Genomic DNA, 21,379 nt, shown 5'->3' on the forward strand with positions numbered 1-21,379 from the left:
CACATTGCAAATTCCGGATGTAGAACATCAGAGAGCCCCATCTTATGGGGCGATCGGCATAAAGTATATTTATTGCCTCAGCTGATGAATCGCACTTCATACTCCTAGATTTGAGTAACCAACACCGTGGTGAGCACTCGCAATTACTTCGGCTTTGTATTCAGAGATAAGGCCGCAAAATTACAAACGTCTCCACCCAGCCTTAACATATCCGGGCACTTGACGCCCCTGCGTACAAGAAAATTCGTTTCCCCAGCGACCAGACGTTCATAAACATTGATCCATGAAGCCTTAGAAATTCGTTGCTGCTTTACTCCAGCTTTTTCTGCTATATAGCCAGGATCAACGGCAGTCTTTTTCAACAATTCAACTAAATTCCCAAATCTACCTTTATTTAGCTCACTAAAATTCGCATCATGAATTAAGGCTAAACCAAAAATAGCTTGTGCTGCGAACCCATGATAAATTGAAGCTCTTTGCCCCCTTCCCAACTCGAAAGACAAAGTGCCATCAGGCTCTATAGAACTCAGCGCAAAATTAAAAATCTCTAGAGATTTTTTCTGATAATCGGCATTGTGAAGTACTCGCCCCATAACACCGAGCGCATAGCCCGACCAATAGTACAAGTTATTTTTCACTTCTCTCTGATTGATATAATCTTCTATTTCGTTGCCAAGAGCACGCAACCAATCACGAACGGCCGGTGAAAGGCTCTTCTCGTCCAAGCCCAGCTTCAATACGGCGACGCCAATCGACCCTGCAGCCCAAAACCTTACTAACTTCCCCTGGTTTGAAACGTTACCACCGATCAGCGCCTGCTCTTCGGCCCATTTCTCCAGATAGCTCTTCCCGCACGCCAATTTTTCTGGAGATGGCTTTCGATAATAATCATCAGCGACATTTTGAATGTCATCTATGAATTTATTAATGGGGGCACGTACCTTTTCGTTCGCCAACTCTCTCTCAGGGTCCACGATCGATCCACGTTTATCGACGTAGACGGCACGTGTCTCAATATTCTTTACAGCTGCTGGTGCCATAGGGCAAGAGAATGCATAAGCCTGTGCCGTAGCAAGGAAAGCCCCTGCGCATACAGCAATTCTCAATCCACGATGTGTTAAAGGGCTGGAGGTTCGAAATGTACGCAGAGTCTACACCTTTCACGTTATGTCGGCTTAGTCAGCAGCCGATATTAGACACACAAAAAAATACTTCCCCTGCTTTACCATTTTCTATTTAAGCAACATAGCACATGAAAAACAACCAGGACGAGCAATTATTTGCGCCTGACTAGTCACTGCATCCTGGCTTCTAATAAGATGACGATTTTATTTGTAGCACGTCACTGATCTGCACTCAACACTTCTCAAAACGGCCGTAAGAAAAGAGCCGTAGCTCTTTTGACGCGACCGTCAACGACGTATACAAATCGCCAGCCAGCTCATGAGTTCTAAGACACCACCTTTTCACTAGATGTTGATTTATGCATGCAAAGTAAATGCTCTACAGAATATCGGACAGAACGAGGCACCAGGACTTGCGAATCGTAATGTCCCACCGCAACAAACGAGATCAGCACCTCGTCTTCGGAGATTCTCGATACTTTCCTGATGGCATCCTCACGATCTGCGTCCATTGTAGTATTGAGCGGGCAAGCACCTAAGCCAACTTGCTCAAGTCCTAACAGCAACCCCATCAAGAATAAACCACCATCAACAAAGGCCTGATTTCGCTCCTTAGCCAGAAAGAACGCGGTCAGGTCGCATGTAACTAGAAGCAATATGGGCGGTTTACTGTACCCGCCAAACCCCTTTTGTAAGTCCACCAACGCGCGAATCTGCTCAGGATCACTAAAATGATGCACACGAGGACCTTGTCGATTGCAAACCGACGGCGCTTGAGACGCAATCTGTACCGCACGTCGGATATCTGCAATTTCAACCTTTGCATCAGTAAACTCTCGGACGCTACGGCGACTATAAACAACATCTATAAATGTACGATCTTCTCCCGCATTGATGATAGGCTCTCGATTGGCAGCAGCCGGAGCGACGCCACCATAAATATTATCAGCCTCAGCGATCATCTTTTGGACAGCAGGCGAAAACTGCTGGTGAAAGTGTGACACGTCAAAGTTGATTTGCCTGTGACGTTCAAAATAGGAATACATCACAGAAATTGCCGATTTAAAGAACGGATCGTCGATGCTATTATTCATCGCCAGCCATTGGCGAGTCCCGTTAGCCAAACGTTCAATTGCTGTTTTTCCAAATCCTGCTCGAAAATTGGCGTGACTCAGCCCCTTTTCAATCGAGTGAGCAGAATACATGAGACGGCCTCGCGCTCTGCCCAACGGGTCACCATGAGCATAGGCAGCGGAATAACGGTTGCTGTCCCTTAGAGCAAGCATACGAGCTTTATCCGCGTATTCCGAACGAGGAGATAAAGATTCATTCGGCTCCGCGACTGAAACCGCCAATTGCTGTAAGGTCATAGCCTCGATTTTCGCCCCGCCACTTGGTCCAGGGAAACTAGCGGCCCCTAATACAAACTGCGAGAAACCGTCACCCGGTGGAGAGAAGTCGATAGTATCCGTATGCATCTCAGCCATCTTAGCTTTCATACGTATAGCCGCCAGTGTGTGAATCTTCCCGGTCTTAGGATTGCGAATGCAAGGCTTAACCACCGAACCAGTAGAAGATACCGACCACTTTATAGATAATCGGTAGGACGAGCCGGCTTGAAGCCGCACAGGTAACTCACACCAAACAAGGTTACGGAGCTTGGCTGCCGCTCCTTCTGCGACCGAGAGTTCGACTCCCTGCCGTAACTTGTTCACGGACCAAGCTGAAGTATTATGTACGAACTCACTTCGAACTTTGAGAATTTCATTAGTTTTGGGCAACGCCACTGCCGGGGAGACTACACGCGCCTTTCCCTTACCAGCGAGTGCATTCGCTAAAAACTCATAGGACGAGGCTCGCCACTTAGCGAGCCGTTCATTAACTGAATCCCAATCAATGGGTTGCATCATCTGACTGACGTCAACATCAGATGATTTGGTAACTAATCTACTCTCCAATCCAGCAATTTTTAGCAACGAAGTAAAGCGGGACATACCTCGGCTTGGATTTCCATATGCAATAAAAGGCTTGTTAAACAGAATGGAGAAAGCTACACCATGAAAAGAATCAGTGACAATAAAAGCTGCTTCGTTTAACGAAGCTAGCCAATGTTGGACAGACTTGTCTGCCCCTTCATTCTCCGTTTCTTCCCCGCCCGGAAACGACTGCCCTGTAGTAGCAAATGCCTGCAGATCGAGCTCTCTTGCGAGTTCCTGCACAACCGCAACTTTCCCGGGAGTCACGTCAAGAACATAAGCAACGATCTGCCCGGCATTCGATCGCTGCGGCGCTTCGCTAATTATCGGCGCATAGGCATCTCGGTCAAGCAACAACGTCGGATCCAGAACGAGCTGGGCTTCAACTCCCAAGTGTTTGGCACAAAGCTCAACAGCTCGATCCTCGCGAACTCCAACCGCGTCAAAATGCTTTACTAATAGAGAAGCATCACGGGTCTGTTCGTCACTGAATTCCCAAGTAGAAGCCCCGAAAGAAGCAGCGTAACTGATCCGCTTGATTTTACTTTCCGGCGACAGAAAGTTAAAAAAGAAGCTACCCAGGTGAGCTCTTGCATATCTCGGACGCCATATTTGATCACTACCGGCCACGATCGCATCAAGCCCAAGGCGTTCTACGTCCCGTGCTAGCAGCTCCGACGAATTAAAAGGCACAGTGATTGGGACAAGATACTTGTCTACAAACTTCGTATTCGGCTGCGCTCGCCCCAAGCCGACACTTTTTGTCAAAAGAGGTCGTGACAGATCTGGCGAGCCAAGGGAAGATTTCCCTGTAGCATCACTCGGCAAGCGCTTACTATTAATGAAAACAGGCGAATGCCCTAACCGTCTCAGCGACTCCATCATTGCATAAGCTTGCAGGTTACCGCCTATGTTGCTGTTAAGCGGTAACGTAAGAATTCCTACCCTGAGGCTCTTTGCTGAGACTATTGGGCGATTTACTCTTACGTTAACACTTAAAGCGCCAGGATGTGACCGAGAGTGATAGGCATCGATATCCGCGACCAATTGCGCAGCACGCTCGCCAATTAGTTTCACAACTTCATTCGCAGACGCACTTCTAGATAGAAGTTGCTTTCTATTCGCAGCGTCGACTAAGACAATATCGGCGTCGTGGCGGCGCTCAATCAATTCCAAAAGGAACTGCCCGTTGGCCAACGGAGATACATCAAAACCGAACTTAACATCTCGATAAATAAAATCTACAACATAAGATACTTTTCTATACACCCATTTTCTGACAACGTGCTGGTCCAATCCAGTCCTTTGCAGAAACGAACTAAGCTTTCCTGATATCTCTTTGAACATGTATTGGTACCAACCTTTCTAAATATAACGGGTAACTACCGAGAACTGACGACGTTCTTCTAATCTTATCGATGATACCGTAAACCTCTCACCACCGACTAGATACCCGGTCAGGCGTCGGCTCCATCGCCTGGAGATCAGGCCTGAGAAAAAAGTCACACAGGAGATCACATACTTTCACCGCTGTCCTCGTGATAAACCGAGAATCCTCGGATTCTACGCGCATGTCTGCATCCTAAATTTGACCCTCTCGATATTTCAAGCTCATTGCTACTATGATGGTTTCAACTCATGCTTGAGTCAAACCGTATACCGAGGCGATAGCGTAAAACTCTGTAAATCCATCGTACCGGCTTGCCATCGCTTGTAAGCTATATCACGGACAAGTCGGTATGCCACAGCTGTTATGAAACGATATGCATTACGCATTCTGGGAAAGAATACTAACCAAATAGAAGGCAGCATTATCAATTGGCACTGGGTCAGGCGCCGCGAATGCATATTGACCTACGTATTTGTGAGTTAAATTGGCGCGGACATCTTCGGCAATAGCAGTAAATCGAATTTTCCTACGCCCAACACAACTCCCCCAACGCTTCCACGCCAACGGTAAGTTCTTCAGTGTAAATCGGGAGTGGTCTGCCTGCACCCATTTATGACGACAATCAATAAAAAACGGAGTTTCTCCTTCCTCTTCTACAAGAACAGATAAACAATCAAAAGTAGAAATAAAACTAAAACTAACAACTGAGCCAGGAACATCTAGCTCTACAGAATTACCGGCACCTATAACAAGCGCAGAAACTTCGAGCTTACTATTCTTAAATAATCTATGCGCGGCCCCAAACTGGCGAGCCGGAATAACGACACTGTGTTCAAAACTGTTGGTTGCCTGATCGCTTTCCAACGAGGAAAATTCAATTTTCCCTTTTTGCAAGCCGGCAACGTAGTGATTAAGCAATAAACTACCAATCAATGACGCGGCGACCGGCAAACTATAATGCGCGCCATCTTTATACATAGATGCATAAAGATCTTTTCTATTTTCGGAAATCTCCCACAATATCTTGGTTGCATCGAGAACTTCTACGTTAGCATATTTGGAATATTTCTTTGAAAGGCCGTGTATTTCCTTCGCCAGTCTTTTTTGTCGAAAAAATGTTTTGGGGTCACGGCGGCCTAGAATCAGACTGATAATCCGCACTTCAGGCGAGCAATTTTTTATCAAGAAGCGGATTATCCCTTCATATGCTTGTCTCCAAGTGTCAATTGTGCTGCTAGGGGCAAGCTTATGATCATTGACCACATACTCTACGACAATACAATCATACCCAGAAAGACTATTTTCGTTTTTTAGCAACTCAAGTCCGTGCACACAACTATTTGCCCCTATTGCAATATTCTTTATATTTATTTCTTCATTTTGAAATGTCTTATATAGCTTCTCAAACTGATAAACATAACCCCGCTGCATTAGGGTATTAGAGCCACCAACAAAAAGGAAATTCATAATCTGGGATTACCTTCGAACGTTGATTAAATACGACCACGATCCCCTGACGGCATCAAAATAAATCTAATTGGATATATAGAATGAATAAACCTACCGGGTCAACGCACGAAAATTACTGATCACTATTATCTAGGTTCTTTTTCTCGACGGGAGGCTGTTCCAGTCTGTTCAAAATATTTCTGTACAGTCCTACGGCGTACGCGCCATCTAAACGCGCTCGCTCGGCTACGAGTTTATTAGCATGCTTGATATTTTCAAGAATCAACTCGTCTGAAAAACCAGCCCTAACATTTCCCGCCAGAGTAGTTTTTACAAGCTCGAGTGCTAACTGCTGATTGGACAGCGGTGCGGCAGCAGCTTTGGAAACACGAGTTGCCATGACTTTACTCTCTCAAATTGGTTGTTTAAAAAAGAACTACGCAAATATGCCACTCATCTCACTTGCAAGCGAGATTAAGCCACGGTGTCTGGGAAGGCCGACCCTAACCCGTTGTTTCACCAGGAAATGTCTGCAAGGGAGCAGCACTAATATTTATCGCGTGACGAATCAAACTCGGAAATACCTCCGGCGATTCCCCTTTTCCATGCCCACCTTCATTTTCAAAAAAAATCGTCTTTATGTTCTTATTAGAATAAGATGATTCTTTCTCTAATCCTACCTGGGCAGCAAAAGGGAGAAAATGATCATTAATATGATGAGTATCTATTAAGTTCTGAGCGTAGATTATTTTTCGTGCCTTGAGTTTTTCAATATCAGGAAACACGCTAAGCCGATTTCGATACTGCTCAATCGCTCGCTCCCGAGTCAATCCATTAAAGCAAGTACGGAGAAATCTCTCCACGCCCGGGTTGTCGTACTTCGTAATCTCAGTCTGAGGGTTGATCACGACGGAAGTTACCTCCGGAATTAATGCCGCCAATTTCAATGCGGCAAACCCTCCCCCTGACGAAGCATAAATTATTACGTCACTCAACGGAATATCAATTTTCTTTGCAACCCGCAGAATCAATTCGGCCACGGACGGAAGAATATAATTCGCTTCTGTACCCACATACCATGCTAATCCTAAGTTCGCCTCCAAATTCAAACTAGGATCAGCGATGTAAAGGCTATGCCCGGGAAAATACTTTGCCCATGACCATCGTTGAAAAACTGGCGGAGAAAGTAGTTTTCGATCAACGTAACCACTTAAGAGCACAAAAAGTCGTCGTGTACTTGATGGCCGATAAATGAAATCATATTGGAAATTATCTTCAGCATACGTGTACAGACCCTTATTCAAGTCGTTCGGAAGGCTTGAAGATTGCAGATGAATGCGCTCCAATTGCTGCAACGATGCCGCGCCCGACTTCCCCGGTGCTTTAGATGGAATTTGTATTGTCTCGCTCATAACTTACTTGGCCTGTAACATAGGTAGTACATATAAATCAAAATCAACTAGTAACGAATCCTAGCACAATCATCTGCTCTACTTATGAGCCTTGTAGGGATGCTATTTAGAAATCTTCAATCCAGACTGAGCGGACCTTCGTATCCGCTAGAAATATCAAGCAGAGATCGTCTAATAATCACATCAAGGCCGCGAAGGAGATACGGTCCGTGCCATATGCCGCCAATTAACGCAGATAATTTGTAAAGAGCCAGTTCAACCTACTTTTGCCTATGCAATTCGGGGCGACCAATTTGATCTAAATATAGTGTGCTTATAAAATAATATTAAATTTATCCACAATATCACTCGCCTCCATCTCCTTCATTTTTAAATAAACACTAGCGCCTCTCTCTATCTGCGTATCTGCATGCTCATGGATCGTGCGAAGGAAACTGTGGCTTTTGGAATCCAAAATAGTCGGCACTTTCTGGTCGACTTTCAGATGATTGCCAATACCATATACAGATTTGAACCTCACAGGCCCATTCTTCGATTTATAGTTCACAAAAGCCATACCCATTGCAGCTTTGGGAGCATAGTAATCACGGAAAGACGTAAATTTTCCGTTCGTCATTAGTCCTGCCACGCCTTTCCCGAAAGAAATACAAAATCCATTAAACTGCGGCCTTATGTACCTCAATAAATTCTCAAAATAATCAAATGCCAACGCATCATCATCATCCAAACGAACAGTTGCGTAGGTCAACTCGCCTTTTTTTTCCGCTATCGCGGCTTTCACCGGACGCCCTAAAAGGGTGTTCTCTACAGGCAACGGCACAACCTTGATCCAGTCGTAGCCGGAGACTAAGCTCGTTAACGCATCTTTATGCTGAACGGGCATCTCTTCCGAAATTAAAAGAAATACTGTTAGCCATTCTGCCGAAGGCGTTTTTGACTGATGAACTAACGACGGCAAAGTTATCTTTTCGAATAGATCTTGCCTTGCATTTAGCCGCTCTGAAGCAAACAGTTTTTCTCTATACTCCTCGAAACCGGTTCTACCCACCACCCAGGTATCGCCGATATTTTTTGAGAGGACCGAGTACCGAATCATTACATAGATATGTTGTGACATGTCGTAGAAAAATATCAAATATAATTAAAATTGAGCACTTTAGGATCGATATATTTTCTTAAAGGGCGCGGAATCGACCCATGAAGCTCTTTACGTCACAATTCTTACTAACGAATTTTTTTGATTTTTTGCTAGCTTCAGAATATTTTTCTGTATCCATCCAATATTCAGTGCAAATAGACGAGACCCGTTCCGGCGCGGAATAGATTGCCGCGTCCTTAAATATTTTCTCTAACTTTGGGTATGTAATTACAGGAATACCGTTGCTCATAGCTTGCAACATTATGGGGTCACATGCGCCGTCGTAATTACGGTCTGGGTAATAAAGATAAAAATCAAGTTGACGTATGAAATCCTCGACGCTCGTGTCGTCGGTGAGCTCAAATCTCCAATTTTCGGGATTTCTGCCAAAATGACTGCATACTATGTCAGGATTACCAACGAAATGGATTTTCATCGCACTATCAGCGCAATATGCTCGCTTCACATCTCTAAAGCTCATAGGCCACGTCTCGCCTATCGTAACTTCATCATAATAGCGCCCCAGAGTTGGAGTCTCTTTCTTAGACTTCCGCCAATTCGATTTTTCCGAAAATTTGAATAATGGCCACCAAATATCGTTAGCAACACGCAGACTGGGCTCTATACTTTTAAGTTTCGATTGAACAGCCATAGAAATAGGCTGCCATTGACCCTCAGTACCTAGAAACTCTTGCAAATGGGACTTTATAGCGTCAGAAACCGTGTCTGTGCGCGACGCATTTCGAGCATCTTTAAACACAGTCTCAGTAGCTATGATAGTCGCTTGCTTTGCTTTTACCTGCGGAAATTGATCAAGTCTATATTCAAAAATTTCAGGGTGAGGCACGAGAGCAGAGCGCACATGAACGACGTCACCATTAGTGATAATTTCTATATCGAATTGCTGACATGCCTCATAGACACGGGGGTCAATTGGCATATGTACGTATCCGTCGTATCGAGGCCAGTGACATAGCGCCGTGCTCCAACCTGCTTGGTGCGCTGCGCTAATGTACAACAAGAGATCCGGGACCCAACTCTCTACACTCAAATCACTCACTATCAGAAAATCAAATGTACTCTCTTGATTTGAGCGGGATCGAAGAATCGTTGGCACAGGAAACGGACGGCGAGCGGATTTGGCCTTTATTGTCGGACTCTGTTTGAAATAATCAGAGCCATGCCAATATTGATATGCGTCCCGATAGAGCCAACGCAGCCCAAAATCCAAGCTCCTCAAATGCGTTATTTTCGTTTGAGTTAACGAGTCGTCTCTCATTAAGGACAGGGATAACAGATAGCCTTGAGATATTTTGACTATTGACTCTTTTCCATACCTACGGGCTATTCGCGCCCGAAACTCTGCATCGCCACTAACACGCACCTCATCCCATCCGCCGATTTCATCCAGAACTTCGCGTCTGAACATTAAGGAGGAGAAGTTCAAGTCAAAAAAACTACCAGTCGGACGCCACGCACCGAGCGGTCTAAGATATTGATCAAATCTAACCCAATGCGACACTACAGCAATTGGGTTATCTGCCGCTTTAAATCCGTTCATCTGGATTTCTAATTTCTGCGGATGCGACCAGTCGTCACTATCGTGCACCATGATGAAATCACCGGTCGCATGTTTCAACCCAAGATTACGGGCGGGATATGCTCCGCCGTTCATTTCCATACGGATCAACTTTACTCGACTATCTTTCCGAGCGAGCTCTTTGACTATCTCGCCGGTGGCATCAGGACTGCAATCATCGACTACAATAATTTCCAAATTTGACCAAGTCTGCTTTAGTAAGCTCTCAATTGGAATATGTATTGTCTCTTCCGCTCCATATGCAGGGATAATCACCGATATTTTTTCTGGTGTTTCAGACGATGGCAGAGGAGCGATGTCCACCGCCGTAAAATTGAAAAAACTGAGTGGCGCAGTTTCATCCCTTTTTCTTAATACGGCCAACCCTCGTTCTTCAAAAAGTCGATTAATCCACGGCAACGGCGCATCTCTGTCCGGCATAGAATGCTCGTCTATGACGTTTTTTTCCCCAGCAACGGCAGCCCAAGCCAAATTTAGATTCGAACTTCCTGACATACGTGACGTAATATTCACTAGCGACTTTCTAGCTCGCTTCAACTGCCCCATCTTAGTCAGGCATTGACTCTCCACTACTGCCAATTTCATTAGCGGAACAGTCAATTTTCGATAGTTTTTGATGCAGTAGTATTTAGAGAGCAGCACATTCTTTAGCGCCTCTTCGTATTTTCCCTCAACAAAATACCATCTGGCCAAATGCCAGCCAATATTTATCTTTTCAACAACACTGGTGGAGGAAGAAAATTTCATCCGTTCCAACGCTGAGATGGCATACGACGAGTATCCTCCCCATAGCTTAACTTCAAGATCCATCACTGAAAAAGGAGTCAGCACTTGATCTTTAGAAATCAAGGTCGCACGAGGCAGATGCCAATCTGGTAATTTAATTAGATTTTCATTTTCATCAGATTTCGCCAACCCCTCGAGCAATGAGGAGTCAAAAGCCGATGACAAAGATTTCTTGCTTAATTCTGAAAAACGTCTACCAGCATTCTTACTTTCCCGTCCTTCCTGTTCCCCCCAAACCAGATAATGATAGAGAGGATTAATTCCGGCGCTCAACACATCTGGGTTCTCGGCCAAATATGCGCTAGTCGAAAATTTTGGGCCGGGATCCCTATATAGTAAAGCGCCCAATTGCACGTAGTGAACGGCTGGATCTATGTTCATAGCCGCTACATCAGGATATTCTGACAGATACCATTTCTGGTCCAGAAGATCAGAATTCCTAATAGTCGATATCACTTTATCCATTGATCACTTCTCTTTTGCGCAATTGTTAGCCATTCTTCTTAATGTAATGTATTAACGGATTTTCACCTGACTCAGCCAGACCAGAATTTCTTCTCAAATACTCTGAGGTATTAAATTTTGGCCCCGGATTCCGCCCCTCCTTAGCCCCAAATTTTAGATAATGCCAGACTGGGTCAATACCGCTCTCTCGGACATCAGGATATTTTTCCAGATACCAGTCTTTATCAAAAAGGGGACTCTGCTTTAGTAGAGCAAGATCGTTTTTGTGGCTCGACGATACTCGGCGAGGAAAATAAGAGGAAATTCCCCATAATTTCCGTTTCTGAGCTTTATGGAGCTTTGGTTCTACCACCTGAGTTGACGATTCGATTTTTTTTCTGAGATCAAATACTATTTTGCTGAGAATAACAATCTCTTGCAATCTAGTATCCGCCAACGTCTGAGCATTAACCAACTGTTCAGACAAGTCCTTAATATGCTCAACCGCACTCTTATCTTTAGGGCTCATTTCAGGACGGCTTGGTTTTGCAAGCAGGCCTGGTCCTTTGGCTAGCCCCTTCCCCGCTGCGCGTTTATGGGGTTTCGGCAAGTCTTTCATAGTTGTATTCTGCTACCTATCGTCAGATAAATTAATCACTACCGAAAATATCTCTCGTGTAAACCTTGGCAGCAACATCATTGAGTGCATTTGACATGCGATTAGTAATAATCACATCTGACATTTCCTTGAACTCGTCGAAACTTTTTATAACCCGTGAGTGGAAAAATTCGTCCCCATCAAAAGTAGGCTCGTAAATTACGATTTCAATGCCTTTAGCCTTGATTCTCTTCATCACGCCCTGAATACTAGAGGAACGAAAATTATCAGACCCACTTTTCATGATAAGTCGATGAATGCCAACAATACGGGGGTTTCGATTCAACACGTCGTCCGCTATAAAATCCTTTCGTGTGGTATTAGACGCAACAATTGCCTGAATCAGGTTCTGCGGCACAACTTGGTAATTTGCTAGAAGCTGCTTAGTATCTTTGGGAAGACAATATCCGCCATAACCAAACGAAGGATTATTGTATCCCGGCGCTACGCGGGGATCTAAACATACACCATCAATAATTTGTCTCGTACTTAAATTATGAATTGCGGCATAGGTATCTAGCTCATTGAAAAATGATACTCGCATAGCCAAATAGGTGTTGGCAAATAGTTTTATCGCCTCCGCCTCTGTGGATCCGGTATAAAGCACTGGAATGTTTTCATCGAGAGCTGCTTCGCAAAGCATTCGCGCAAAAATTTCGGCTCGCTCCGATTTTTCACCGATTATGATCCTCGAGGGGTGTAAATTATCGTATAACGCTTTACCTTCTCTCAAAAACTCAGGGGAAAAAATTATTTTGTCGCAGCCGAATTCTTCGCTGATGCGTGTTGTGTAGCCAACAGGAATAGTTGACTTTATAACCATGACTGCGTTTGGATTAATGGCGATAACATCCCGAATAACTGCTTCGATAGACTTGGTATTAAAGTAGTTGGTGTCTGGATCGTAGTCGGTTGGGGTCGCAATAACTACATAGTCAGCTCCCAAATAAGCTTCCGTCTTATCGAGGGTCGCTTTAAAATTCAATGGCTTATTTTTTAAATAAAACTCAATTTCAGAATCAACGATTGGAGATTCTCTACGTTCGAGCATTTGAACTTTTTCGGGAATGATATCTAATGCCACAACCTCGTGATTCTGAGCAAGCAGTATTCCATTGGATAGCCCAACATAACCAGTACCCGCAATAGCAATCTTCATAAATATTCCTTAATATTGGCCCGAAACGCCAATGAACAACATATTCCTGGAAACTAATGACACATAGAACGTATCAAGTTCGTACGGACTAATCAATAAAACAGTCGGAGTGTCAGCTGTTCAGTAGATAGCACCGCACTAGCTACAATCCCATGGCCGAGAGCGGATTTTCAACTCATCTTTGAGCTGATCAGGCCATATATTATTCACTAGCATAGTGCGATACTCATTCTCTATATCTTCAGAATTCTTACTTAATGTATTCGTAGATATTTGTACTGCATGATGCACTTTTGCATCAGGTATATAGACAATTCGCTTGTTATGCACCTGCCTAACAAGATCACACATTATGCGGTCCGATCGATAATGGCGACCATTCTCATAATCAAGGCCTCCGCAAATATCCCATATAGATCTCTTTATATAGGCACAAAAGAAAGGTGCAAAATTTAGCTCAACCCTAACCCCATCGTGAAAGAGCCCCACCGACTCAATATTTCTATGATGGGATGAAAGGCTTACATCACACGCCACACTTGACGTAGCATATGGAACATGCAAGTTTATATTGTCCGTACCACCTGGCACGATTTGCCGTGGTATCGTTATCGCAATATCTGGGCTCTCATAAGCAGCTTGTTGCAATATTTCCAAACTATCGCCTTCGCACCAAGCATCGTTATTCAAAATAACCACATCTGCATCAGCAGACGCACGATCAACACCTTGGTTTACCGCATACGAAAAGCCGTAGTTCGTACGATTCAAAACTATTTTTATCTTATTCCCAGCTATCCCTCTCAAATACTCTCTAACATCTTCCGTTGAATTGTTATCAACAATAACTACTTCAAAGCCCGGATTCGCTAGATAGGGAGCCAACGACCTCACACACTTTTGAAGGTGATCGAGAGCCCGATAGCTGGGAATAATTACACATACCTTTTTTGACAACTGAATTTCAGAAGATACTTTTTTTTGTTTTTCCCGAGCCAGCAATATGCGATTAGTGGGATAGCCCACAGGCACTGTTTTTGTTATAGTATTTTCTGCAGCATGCAAATAGTACTTGGACAACAGAACTGGAATAGAACATATTTTAGAAACGTCGCTTATTTTTAAGATAAAGTCCCAGTCAACCAAACGTTGCAAATTTTCGTCAAAACGGATTTTTTTCTCAATTACAGAACGACGATGAACAAAACAGTTTAGATCGATATAATTATGCTGCTCTAATAACGAAACATTCATGGGCCCAAAGCGGATTGCAGAGAGCTTACTCAGATCTGCTTCGGCGTATACATATTGTCCGCTGTAAACAGCATCCGCGAGCGGTAATCTGTTAAGCGCACTAACGGATGCACCCAAATAATCTTCCAACCACAGATTATCCGAATCTAAATATGCAATTACATCGCCCGTCGAATTGTCCAAGCCCGCGTTGCGGGCAGCACAAACGCCTATGTGCTCGTTGAATTTCAGCACACAAACTCGCGGGTCACTTTCAGCAATTTTCTCCGCCAGCGCACAAGAGCCATCATCGCTAGCATCATCAATAACAATCAGTTCAAAATTGCTGTATCGCTGCAGGAGTACTGACTGAATAGCGGCTGGCAAGGTCTGGCGACGGTTTCGTACCGGCATAATGACAGACACCTTGAGGGGCTGCTCTCCATTCAGTTGGCCAACGAGATGTCGTGCAAGGCCCTCCATTACAGCAAAACAGCGCCTATCCTCTTCTCTGAAAGGGGCAGAGACCACGGGATTCAATAGCATGACCTTGAGAAAGTCCGCCAAATTTGAATAACCTCTCTTCCCCTGTATACTTTTTCGTGCAAATACTTCCCGTCGCTCAAGATAATCTAACAGTGGGTTATCGTTCTCGACCCCATCTCCCATAAGCTCACAATAGCTATCGACATCAAACCAAGGCCCGGGTTTCCTTCCCTCGAGTGCACCGTGACGCACATAGTGCAACACCGGATCAAACCCAGCTTTCAGAACATCGGGATATTGGTCAAGATACCAAGCAGAATCAAAAAGGTCGCTATTCCTGATCAAACTGCACGCGACTGATTCTGCGCTTGGCGGGCTCTGATTACGGCGTCGAAAAATCATCATTGACTCAATAATATGGATACCACCAATAGCTAGATGGGATCGTATCGTGCTGCTGTCCTATATTCTTGCCTCTACAGCGTTGGCGAGGATGTCGTAACCCAAACAAAGCCAAGTGACATATTTCAGATGACATTTATTTAAAGTCAGCTGATCCGAAGTGCGGTTAAAACCCATTCTGCAATGTTCTGCCAGCTGCTATAGCCTGAACGATCGGCGTAATTATTTTTTGCCATTCATAGACTGCAGCATTCGTCACATACACGGCGTCTTCAGGCTGTACCAAAAACTGTTTTGCCAAAAATATTGCTGCCGGATCACGCATATTGAGGGAAAACACCTCGGGGGTGGCTTCGGCCGCACCGGGCATTCGTGACAACCGGAACACGAAAACCCCATGAGGATCAGCCTTGGCTTCATCCAACCATCCTGCTTGTCCAAGCACCTCTAATAAGCTAGATTGATCTGAGGGGAGATCATGCAAACCAGGTTGGCCGACCGCACCCATGGCAACGAAACGCTTCTTCGATCTGGACACCACAATTTCCGAACGTGGTGAAACAGGCCTATTCAGTCCATTCAGCAAACTTTGGTAGGAATACACTTGCGCATCTTTACCATTGCGTACGGTCACATCAACAAGATGCGGTTCTAGTACCGGACCGCCCGCCAAATTAATAGCGTCCAATAACGTCAGCGGGCCCTGAAGAGCAGAAAATCTACCAGGCTGCTTCACAGCGCCGGCAACCAAAACTGAGCCCGAAACATCCCCGAGTAGACTGACCATTACCTGTGGATCAGTCGCCACATTACGCAAACGGCCCCGGATTTCGCTCACCACTCCCTCCGGCGTTTTGCCGGCTACCGAAAAACGTCCGGCATATGGCAGCGAGATTTTCCCGGCAGAATCAACACGAGCTTCGAACTTTGTCCCGCCTGTCGCCAACGGTGCAAACATGGCATTCTGCTCACCAATATCAGCGATGATGACCTGCAGCACGTCACCTGGCACCAACCGGATCTCAAAGGCTTTTGTCGGAGACACTGTCGTTGCAACTGGCTCATTAATAGGTCGGGCATAAGCAGCGATTGTCTCAGGCCCAAGCTCTATTAATTCATATGGCACTGTCCGGTCTTCCACATCAGTCGACACGATAGTCGTCATGCGTGGTCCTGCACCCGATAAAATCCCTCCAGCACAACCGGACAGTAGTACTAACATACCCAGCGCCCCAAAAATTCGAGAGGGGCATCTCGAAGAAAAGATATGGCTAGTCACGATGATCCTCAATACTGGCGATTACAAATCGGGTAATTCCATAAATGAATAGCAAGACAATAAAAAAAGTAAATAGATTATAAATTTTCCGAGGATAAGACGAGTCTTCCGGCATATTCGGTTGAACCACCGTCACCAAGCTATGTATATTTTTATTCGCTTCAATCTTGGCATTTTGCAATGCTGAAACGCTAAGCTTATAGGCCTCTTCCGCAACTTCCGCATCGACAGTTAATTTTCTAAAATCAGCTGCGACCACGTTCAGATGACCGTCCACCGATGAGGACACAAGGGCTTTTTTCTCAAAGGCCAATTGTTTCTCTATTGCGTTCACGCGATTCTTCTGTTGGCGAACCTGCGGAGAATTTGAATTGAGCGTTGCCAGCAACCCGTTCAAATTAGCCTGCTCCGTCGCCAACGTCGCTTCCAGCGTAGCAATTATCCCTGCTTGGGATTTGGCTGCCGCTTCTGCATCCAATATGCTGTTCTTGCTTTGAAAATCAATTAATGCAGCTCGCTTACTCTCATAGTCAGTACGTGCCTTAATTAATTCATTTTCTGCAAAACGTACTTGATCCGTTGCTAGCTGACGCGATAAATCATTAATGAATTTTTGACTTTGCCCTAACATTTCCATCAAGGTTAAATGCGCAAACTCCGGCGTTAGTCCCTGAACTTCGATTGTCAATAGGCCGGTCAACTCATCAACATGAACCGTTGTCAGGCGTTGGTAGTACTTTAGCAAGTCTTCGCGTGATACTTTCTGAGAGATCCAATAGAACGGATCAGATAACTGCTCAGCGAAATGTTCATGCCATTTGAGCTTTTCTTCCAGCACTTTCAGCAGATCTGGCGAAGTCAAATAAGAGAGCAAAAAAATGGTTTCTTGTTTCGAAACCTGTTTAGCAGTAGAAGCTAATATTGCAGCTCCAGCAGTCTGTTGAGTCAAGCTGGACGCCCCACCAGTTGAATCGACCACTACCACCTGCGCGGTACTAGCATAACGATTAACCGCAAAAAAAACATAATAAATTATTGCAATGGCCATTGGCACCACAATAATAAATAGCTGGAGAAGCTTATTTCGTCGTTTGTTATTTCGATCCATTATCTATTCCATGCATCATTTTGTTCGATATGCTTCGATACCCTTCGCAACGTCGTCATAAAGCTTTAACTCCCCGTTATCCACCAGAAGCACAATATCACAGAGGCGTTCCACTTCCTTCATATTGTGCGTAGTGAGAAAAATTTTTGATTTCCCCAGTTTTTCACGAAATACTTCTTCGCACTTTTTCCGGAAAGAGTTATCCCCGGCAGCCATGACTTCGTCAATCAAGTAGTAATCAAACTCGAAGGCCATGCTTAGGCCAAATGCGATACGGGAACGCATCCCGGAGGAATACGTGCGGATGGGCTCATCAAACCAAGCCCCTATTTCTGCAAACTCTTCAACATAACGCACTCTGCGCGTCATTTCCTCGCCAACAAAACCATAAATGCGGCAGACAAACTTTACGTTATCTCGCGCACTTAAGCTTCCTTGAAAGCCGCCCGACTGTCCTACCGGCCATGAAATACTCTTGTCAGTTCGAATTACACCGGAATCAGGAGTGTCCACCCCAGCCAACAATCGCATTAGCGTCGACTTTCCTGCACCGTTCTTACCGATTAGACCTATATTTTTGTCTGGCGGCACTACCATGGATAGGTTTCGGAAAATAAATTTCCTCCCACTACCAGTGAGATACGATTTCGTAATGTTATCTAAAGTAAACATCGACTAGACGATCCCCTTAATCGCCAACATCCTCGAACGTCTAATTCTAAATAGTCCGAGACCGACGCAAAGAAGGAGTGCCATGCAAATCAACACATACGGGAGAGACACTAATTCAAGGGCTTGATAAAATGGAAAGACAGCCTGTCGTATCAATTCCGTCATATGCAGGAACGGATTCCAAGCCAAATACGGCAAAATATAGCTCGGAAAACGTGACACAGGAAATATTGCACCAGACGAGAAATAGAGCACCATAAAGAAGAAGCGAACAAAGGTGCGTATTTCAGGAATTGCATCCGCAATCACGGCAAGCACCATACCCATGCCAAAAGACAAGGCAATCCCTATCAGCAACAATCCAAGCCACTCCAAAGGCCTATGAATACTCACATCATATCCATACCAAGCGAAGGCGGCTAATACAAACATGTACGAGATACTGGCGATACAACACTGCATTATCGTTCTCGCCACGAAAGTATCCATCGGAGTCACTTGCTTGTACGCAAATAACCCACGGTTGGCGGATAGGCCTTCCATAATTAGCATTGCGATACCTCTGAACATAACAAAGGGCGCAACACCCGTTAACAGAAATACGGGGAATGGGATGCCTTGAGTAGGTCCGCGGCCACGAATTATCCCCATCACGACAACCATGACTATCAGCTGAATAATGGGTTCAGCTAGCATCCAAAATGCCCCCATCCGCCGCTGACCAAAGCGCGTGCGCATTTCACGCAACACCAATGCGAAAATTACGGCACGGGTAATTTGGAACGAAGTACGTGGAGTCATAAGGACGGAACTCTAGTAGATCGATGTTGCATCGCAGTATACCTATAAAACATAGAAGTACGTTCAGAGAGTGTTGCAGACTGCTAAGTAAACAGCGCTTTACTCCATCCTGTGGGCGATCTACTTTCTATCCCAAGGCAACATCACATGTGGCATGCCACTCAAACTGAAATCAGGATGTTGGTAGTTAAGATTTGGGTTATAGAACGGGTCATGGTGCATCAAATGAGCCCAACGCATACGCATATACTCCACTTCCATCCGTGCACGCAAGATCTGCGCCGGACTCGTATCTTTACCACGGGTGATCGATTCGTGATGGTAGAGCAGCGCATGTGGAGTCCATACGACCCGCAGGCCTTTGTCTCGTACGCGCAAACAGAAGTCTACGTCATTGAAAGCAACGGTCAGATGAATCTCGTTCAAACCGCCCAAGGCTTGATACAGAGACTTGTGCGTCAATAGGCACGCAGCCGTCACCGCAGACAATTCTTGTGACACCAACGCTCGGCCACAGTAGCCCGGCTCGTCTCTTCCAATACCTGTGTGTAGATGATTTGCACATCCACCAGGCCCAACCGTATCTCCACCATGCTGAACGGTGTCGTCTTCATATAATAGCTTAGCACCAACGACACCTATACCGTCCTGCATCAGCAAACGAACCATTTCGTCCAGCCACTCAGGTGATATCACTTCAGTATCGTTGTTCAACAAACAAATAATCTTACCCCGAGCCTGTTCAACAGCGCGATTGTTTATTTTGGAATAATTAAATGGCTCGTCAAATGATAGAACGCGAATGTTTGGCTTGAACGCAATTGCCTTCAGATACGCCAAAGTCTCGGGCTGAACGCTCTGATTATCCATGACGATAATCTCGTACGCAGAATAGGAAGTCTTTTGCAAAAGACTATCGATACAACACTGCAGATGAGCCAAACCATCTCGTGTTGGAATCACGATGGTAACCAGGGGAAGAGGCTCTGGCAGGTCATAACGGACATGACAACGGCCTGTGCCGGTAGCCTCCACCGACGCCCTAATGCCTTGCCTCTGCAGATGTGCTGCAACAACATCGCGGGTTTCTGTATCGAGACTGATGACGCGGCGTTGAGTTTCCTCATTTAAATGACAAATTGGCGCAAGTACATGCTCCACCCGCGGCGTATCAGCTGTTAGGGCCAATAGCAAGCTATGCAACGCACCCGTTGTGCTATAACTCGCAGCCTGTGCAACGTCCCAAATAGGCGCTAACGGCCTAGTACGCCACGTGAACACTTCGCCTATATAGTTAGTTGCGCGAAGTAGCTCGGGCGACCAATCAGGCTTGAAGACCGGCTGCGACAGGCGATTATCAACCCCAATGCTATCGTGATCTGCGTAAATAACTCCCGGGTGGTTGGCATTTACAATACGATGTGCAAACCAATACAGGGCAGCCTCAGACAACTGCGTATCGTGCCGCAAGATGATCGTCCACGCAGTACCTAGAACAGGGGCTTGGGCGCCCCCCGGCATCGCATCTAGCGCAGGAGCTTGAGACAATGCTACCAACGCCTGAACCCAGCCCTTGTAAGGCAGGCGGATCCGTGAAAAATGCGGATAGATCTGTTTATCCAAGGTTTGGTCGGCTAACGAACTCGCCCCATGACTCTCATTAGTTAAGATAAATATCTGAAAATGAGGAGGCTGCGCCCAGTGGCGCAAATGCTTGAGCATTAAATGGCGGTCCTCTGGAGACACGCTATAGAATTCGGCATGCCAATCCGCGTAGCTACGCATATATGCGTTCGCCCTAAACCGGCAAGACACGCCATAGGCATGATTCAGATTGGTAAACAAAGTGCGCAACTTAAGACCAGCTCGAGCCCGACGTTGCTGTGATTGTCGAAAAAATACGGGTACTATCCGCCGCAACTGCCGAAAACGATATTCCAGCCAAGACAAACGCTGCAATGACACAGAGATATTACCTGGTGTCGTTAAATCGGATGCAGGATTGACTTTCAGAGCTCGAATACCGCCCGGCACATTGACCATCTCTTGTATCTGGCCACGTCGAGTCACTAGAATATCAACATCTACCGTTTGCCCATCCATCAAGCTCAGTTTCAGTACGGCGCTATAGGCGCGGTCGTGCCCAGAAACCTTGCCTTTAATCAAGTAGACACCACCAGCTGATGCACCATCTCCCTGCCTGGCCGGAGTCAGCCAGGCATTTGGGGCCTGTTGCGTGAAAACAGTGCTCTCGGAAAACAT

At 45.4% G+C, this 21,379-nt stretch carries 15 protein-coding genes; all 15 read right to left on the bottom strand.

The features are described from left to right. Nucleotides 1-143: 143 nt before the first annotated feature. The 15 genes from ACYVIT_RS14920 to ACYVIT_RS14990 all read right to left on the bottom strand — a co-directional run bounded on the left by ACYVIT_RS14920 (nt 144) and on the right by ACYVIT_RS14990 (nt 21,379). Nucleotides 144-1,040: an alginate lyase family protein gene (locus tag ACYVIT_RS14920; RefSeq protein WP_415807246.1), complete on the bottom strand. Its 897-nt coding sequence runs from the start codon at nt 1,038-1,040 to the stop codon at nt 144-146. 410 nt (nt 1,041-1,450) lie between these two features. Next, nucleotides 1,451-4,447 carry a polysaccharide pyruvyl transferase family protein gene (locus ACYVIT_RS14925; protein WP_415807247.1) on the bottom strand — a complete coding sequence of 999 codons (2,997 nt, stop codon included), beginning with the start codon at nt 4,445-4,447 and terminating at the stop codon, nt 1,451-1,453. Between the two features lie 421 nt (nt 4,448-4,868). Continuing rightward, nucleotides 4,869-5,957 (bottom strand): SGNH/GDSL hydrolase family protein, encoded by a 1,089-nt coding sequence (locus ACYVIT_RS14930; protein WP_415807248.1) that lies wholly within the window; start codon nt 5,955-5,957, stop codon nt 4,869-4,871. Between the two features lie 115 nt (nt 5,958-6,072). Continuing rightward, a complete protein-coding gene (locus ACYVIT_RS14935; RefSeq protein ID WP_415807249.1) occupies nt 6,073-6,339 on the bottom strand; it encodes a hypothetical protein in 267 nt (88 codons plus the stop codon). Nucleotides 6,340-6,442: 103 nt separating this feature from the next. Continuing rightward, on the bottom strand, nt 6,443-7,351 hold the full coding sequence (locus ACYVIT_RS14940) for a hypothetical protein (protein WP_415807250.1): 909 nt from the start codon (nt 7,349-7,351) through the stop codon (nt 6,443-6,445). 313 nt (nt 7,352-7,664) lie between these two features. Then, nucleotides 7,665-8,468, bottom strand: a complete 804-nt coding sequence (locus ACYVIT_RS14945; protein WP_415807251.1) for a glycosyltransferase — start codon at nt 8,466-8,468, stop codon at nt 7,665-7,667. A 58-nt stretch (nt 8,469-8,526) separates the two neighbouring features. After that, complete coding sequence (locus ACYVIT_RS14950; RefSeq protein WP_415807252.1) at nt 8,527-11,340, bottom strand: glycosyltransferase family 2 protein; 2,814 nt, start codon at nt 11,338-11,340, stop codon at nt 8,527-8,529. Nucleotides 11,341-11,365: 25 nt separating this feature from the next. Continuing rightward, nucleotides 11,366-11,938 (bottom strand): hypothetical protein, encoded by a 573-nt coding sequence (locus tag ACYVIT_RS14955; RefSeq protein WP_415807253.1) that lies wholly within the window; start codon nt 11,936-11,938, stop codon nt 11,366-11,368. A 31-nt stretch (nt 11,939-11,969) separates the two neighbouring features. Beyond that, nucleotides 11,970-13,136, bottom strand: a complete 1,167-nt coding sequence (locus tag ACYVIT_RS14960; RefSeq protein ID WP_415807254.1) for a nucleotide sugar dehydrogenase — start codon at nt 13,134-13,136, stop codon at nt 11,970-11,972. 138 nt (nt 13,137-13,274) lie between these two features. Beyond that, entirely contained in the window at nt 13,275-15,260 is a 1,986-nt protein-coding gene (locus ACYVIT_RS14965) for a glycosyltransferase (RefSeq protein ID WP_415807255.1), read from the bottom strand. 163 nt (nt 15,261-15,423) lie between these two features. Next, nucleotides 15,424-16,422, bottom strand: coding sequence for a polysaccharide biosynthesis/export family protein (locus ACYVIT_RS14970; RefSeq protein ID WP_415807256.1), 999 nt, complete (start codon nt 16,420-16,422; stop codon nt 15,424-15,426). Nucleotides 16,423-16,528: 106 nt separating this feature from the next. Then, nucleotides 16,529-17,644 (bottom strand): ABC transporter permease, encoded by a 1,116-nt coding sequence (locus tag ACYVIT_RS14975; protein ID WP_415807257.1) that lies wholly within the window; start codon nt 17,642-17,644, stop codon nt 16,529-16,531. Between the two features lie 15 nt (nt 17,645-17,659). Beyond that, nucleotides 17,660-18,316, bottom strand: a complete 657-nt coding sequence (locus ACYVIT_RS14980; RefSeq protein WP_415807258.1) for an ABC transporter ATP-binding protein — start codon at nt 18,314-18,316, stop codon at nt 17,660-17,662. A 3-nt stretch (nt 18,317-18,319) separates the two neighbouring features. After that, entirely contained in the window at nt 18,320-19,117 is a 798-nt protein-coding gene (locus ACYVIT_RS14985) for an ABC transporter permease (RefSeq protein WP_415807259.1), read from the bottom strand. 120 nt (nt 19,118-19,237) lie between these two features. After that, nucleotides 19,238-21,379, bottom strand: coding sequence for a glycosyltransferase family 2 protein (locus ACYVIT_RS14990; protein WP_415807260.1), 2,142 nt, complete (start codon nt 21,377-21,379; stop codon nt 19,238-19,240).

This window comes from Bordetella muralis (genome assembly GCF_054781015.1).

Excerpts from the sequence above, each read along its gene's own strand:
- ACYVIT_RS14920 (WP_415807246.1), bottom strand. The coding sequence starts at position 1,040 with ATGGCACCAGCAGCTGTAAAGAATATTGAGACACGTGCCGTCTACGTC.
- ACYVIT_RS14925 (WP_415807247.1), bottom strand. The coding sequence starts at position 4,447 with ATGTTCAAAGAGATATCAGGAAAGCTTAGTTCGTTTCTGCAAAGGACT.
- ACYVIT_RS14930 (WP_415807248.1), bottom strand. The coding sequence starts at position 5,957 with ATGAATTTCCTTTTTGTTGGTGGCTCTAATACCCTAATGCAGCGGGGT.
- ACYVIT_RS14935 (WP_415807249.1), bottom strand. The coding sequence starts at position 6,339 with ATGGCAACTCGTGTTTCCAAAGCTGCTGCCGCACCGCTGTCCAATCAG.
- ACYVIT_RS14940 (WP_415807250.1), bottom strand. The coding sequence starts at position 7,351 with ATGAGCGAGACAATACAAATTCCATCTAAAGCACCGGGGAAGTCGGGC.
- ACYVIT_RS14945 (WP_415807251.1), bottom strand. The coding sequence starts at position 8,468 with ATGTCACAACATATCTATGTAATGATTCGGTACTCGGTCCTCTCAAAA.
- ACYVIT_RS14950 (WP_415807252.1), bottom strand. The coding sequence starts at position 11,340 with ATGGATAAAGTGATATCGACTATTAGGAATTCTGATCTTCTGGACCAG.
- ACYVIT_RS14955 (WP_415807253.1), bottom strand. The coding sequence starts at position 11,938 with ATGAAAGACTTGCCGAAACCCCATAAACGCGCAGCGGGGAAGGGGCTA.
- ACYVIT_RS14960 (WP_415807254.1), bottom strand. The coding sequence starts at position 13,136 with ATGAAGATTGCTATTGCGGGTACTGGTTATGTTGGGCTATCCAATGGA.
- ACYVIT_RS14965 (WP_415807255.1), bottom strand. The coding sequence starts at position 15,260 with ATGATGATTTTTCGACGCCGTAATCAGAGCCCGCCAAGCGCAGAATCA.
- ACYVIT_RS14970 (WP_415807256.1), bottom strand. The coding sequence starts at position 16,422 with ATGACGACTATCGTGTCGACTGATGTGGAAGACCGGACAGTGCCATAT.
- ACYVIT_RS14975 (WP_415807257.1), bottom strand. The coding sequence starts at position 17,644 with ATGGATCGAAATAACAAACGACGAAATAAGCTTCTCCAGCTATTTATT.
- ACYVIT_RS14980 (WP_415807258.1), bottom strand. The coding sequence starts at position 18,316 with ATGTTTACTTTAGATAACATTACGAAATCGTATCTCACTGGTAGTGGG.
- ACYVIT_RS14985 (WP_415807259.1), bottom strand. The coding sequence starts at position 19,117 with ATGACTCCACGTACTTCGTTCCAAATTACCCGTGCCGTAATTTTCGCA.
- ACYVIT_RS14990 (WP_415807260.1), bottom strand. The coding sequence starts at position 21,379 with ATGTTTTCCGAGAGCACTGTTTTCACGCAACAGGCCCCAAATGCCTGG.